3 protein-coding genes are annotated in these 2,577 nt (G+C 64.4%); 2 read left to right on the forward strand and 1 reads right to left on the reverse strand.

From position 1 onward, the window contains the following. Both WBV89_RS18595 and WBV89_RS18600 read left to right on the forward strand, forming a co-directional pair. On the forward strand, positions 1-359 hold a 359-nt coding region (locus tag WBV89_RS18595), incomplete at its 5' end, for a hypothetical protein (protein ID WP_423982822.1). A gap of 271 nt (positions 360-630) precedes the next feature. Next, on the forward strand, positions 631-1,125 hold the full coding sequence (locus WBV89_RS18600) for a hypothetical protein (RefSeq protein ID WP_423982823.1): 495 nt from the start codon (positions 631-633) through the stop codon (positions 1,123-1,125). Between the two features lie 181 nt (positions 1,126-1,306). On the opposite strand, the gene WBV89_RS18605 is transcribed toward WBV89_RS18600, so the two are convergent. Further along, positions 1,307-2,577: peptide ligase PGM1-related protein (locus WBV89_RS18605; RefSeq protein WP_423982824.1), on the reverse strand; the 1,271-nt coding region annotated here is incomplete at its 5' end.

Here is a 2,577-nt window from a genome sequence, read left to right on the forward strand (position 1 = left end):
ATGTGACCGTTCCGGTCGTTCTCCCCGATGCGCTGTACTTCGCAGGCAGCCAGAACTCCTCCGCTGTGGTCGTCGATCGAACGACGTGGACAGTCACCGGTACCCACGACCTCGGGCTCACCGTCGGAATCTCCCAGAACGCCTACGACGGCGAGGGCATCTATGTCGGCACCTACGCCGACGCCGACGCCGCGATCCTGATCGTTGACCCCGACACGTACGAAGTGGTCGATCAGATCGACGTGCTCAACGTCAACTCGCTGGACGTACTCGACGGCTCGCTGTGGGCCGTCGACGAAGACCTCAACATCCTCCAGCGCTTCGACATCGCAGCCGGACCACCGGAACCAGCGCAATGAACGCCGTTCCACTTCACGCTCGGCGACGCGGCCTGTCCATGGCCCCACGATTTACGAGGCCGCACAAGTTCGTCGATTGTTCCGCACTGCAGGAACGGGCAACCGACTGACGTCCATCCCTCACCAATGAACCCGAAAGGCAGTCAAATGCAACACACCACATCGAAGTTCCCATGTCACGTTGTACGAGCCGGTCCTCTGATGGGAAGACGCCATGTCTGAGCGAAACGTTTCCGGTGCGTGGAGCATTGTGCAGTCCAACGGGTACACCGTGGGCGTCAACATCGAGCAGCACGGCGGCGACCTCAGTGGCGATACCTGGTTCTTCAAGGGTGGAGATATAAGATCGTTCCTAGGAGTGCAATGGGTCGCCGACCCCACCACCGCCCACTCGATGCAGGCGACGGGCAAGGTGGCTGGGGACACCTTTACCTTCGACATCTTGTGGAACAACGGAACGCACGGGCAATACACCGGCGAGTTCCAGCCCAACGACCGGCTCGCCGGGTTCACGTTTGACGCCGAGCACCCAACTTCGCAGGCAACTTGGGTCAGCGATCAGGTCTTCGCGGCACCTGCCCCGTCGAAGCCAGTTCGCCGCCTCGGCAAGAAGCCGGTACCGGCAACGACCTCGCCGATCGACCGGGCCGACGCGGACGTAGTGCCGCTGGCCGTTGCCACCGAGTTCAGCAATTTCACCCCAATCAGAGACGGACCGAGATTGCCCCCGATCGACAGCCCGCAGCTCAAGCCACCACCGCACTGACCAGCCTTCCTTCGGGACGGATTCTTGTTCGCAGCGACCGCCGTCGCTCTCGCCATCGGCTACTACCGGCCCTTGTTTGCGGTGCGCACGACGGGGCAGGACCGTGATGGAGTGGTCAGCGTCAGCGTCGCAGCGCGTCGTGGATCCCGGTAGACACGTTCGGCTTCGGTAGCGTGGTCGGTCAGGGCCCCGATCCAACGGAGCGGGACGCGGCGGCTCCTGTCTCCCGGTCGAGTACCGCAAGCGTGTCGGCGTAGATCTGCCTGGCCGACGAGGCGCTGTCACCGATGGCCACCATGCCCAACTTGCCGTATCGCGAGAGCGCACCCATGAGGTGGAAGACCACGCCTTGTTGGCTGCTCGCCTCGAAGTGCAGCCGGTGATCGACGGCGAGGTCGACGAGGTCGTCAGGTGTGAGCCCTCGATACGCCGGGTTGCGGATGTTGTCGGAGGACACGTAGTGCCGGGTCTGGCCGGCCGCGGTGACGTGTTCGCCTCGATCGAGGTCGTACCCACCGTCGGTGAGGAACTCGAGCATCATGTAGGGGAGGGTCGTCCCGCCCTTGCGTAGGTTGATCTCGAGCGCCTGGTGATGCCACCCGTCCGGTGCCCGCGTCGTGATGAAGTCGACGCCGAACCGCCCGAGCACCCCCATTCGTGCCAGTCGCTCCCCGACGTCGATGCCCATCCGGTGCAGCTCGGGGCGGTAGGCGCTGTCGGCGGGAAAGGTCGCTCCGAGGAACACCTGACCCGTGCGCCCACCGAGAATCTGATCGTGCGTCGAGATGACTTCGACCCCGCCGATCGGGTTGATGCGGCACTGAACCGAGGGCGACCGCTTCTCGTCGCCGTCGACGAACGCCTCCACGACGCCGCCCATGCGAGCAAATTTGGCGACGAACGGGTCGAGACTCTCGCCAGCTGCCTCGAAGGTCAGGCGATGAGGCAGCTGCCGTCGGACCCAGTCACCGACGCCGGTCGACGGTGCGCCTTCGAAAGAGAACGTGGCGTTCCCCTCACCGGAGAACCCTTCGTCGAGCTTGACGACCGCATGGGCCTGCAACGGGTTGATCCTGCGAAGCTCGGCGAGCGCATCGACGACATCATCGAGGTCACGGAGATCCTCTCGACCGCGCGGGACCGGCACGCCGGCTTCGCGGAGCAAACGACGAGCGCCGGACTTGGTCCCCAGGTGTGACAGAGCCGGATCGCAGGCGTAGAGGGGGATCCCGAGCCGCACGGCGAGGCTCCGCTCGAGGTTCGTAGAGCTGAAACACGTGAGATGGGCCGAACCAGGATCGGCGATGGCATCCCGTATCCTCGTCACGAGCCGCGGTCGGTCGAGGATCTTCTGCGTGAGTGCCGTGAACGATGCATCCGCACAATCGAGCAGGGTGAGTCGCTGAGTTGCGTGGCGCGCCGGGACCCCGGGCAGCAGATGCAGGTAGTAGT

Source organism: Ilumatobacter sp., from assembly GCF_049588435.1.
Classification (GTDB): domain Bacteria; phylum Actinomycetota; class Acidimicrobiia; order Acidimicrobiales; family Ilumatobacteraceae; genus Ilumatobacter_A.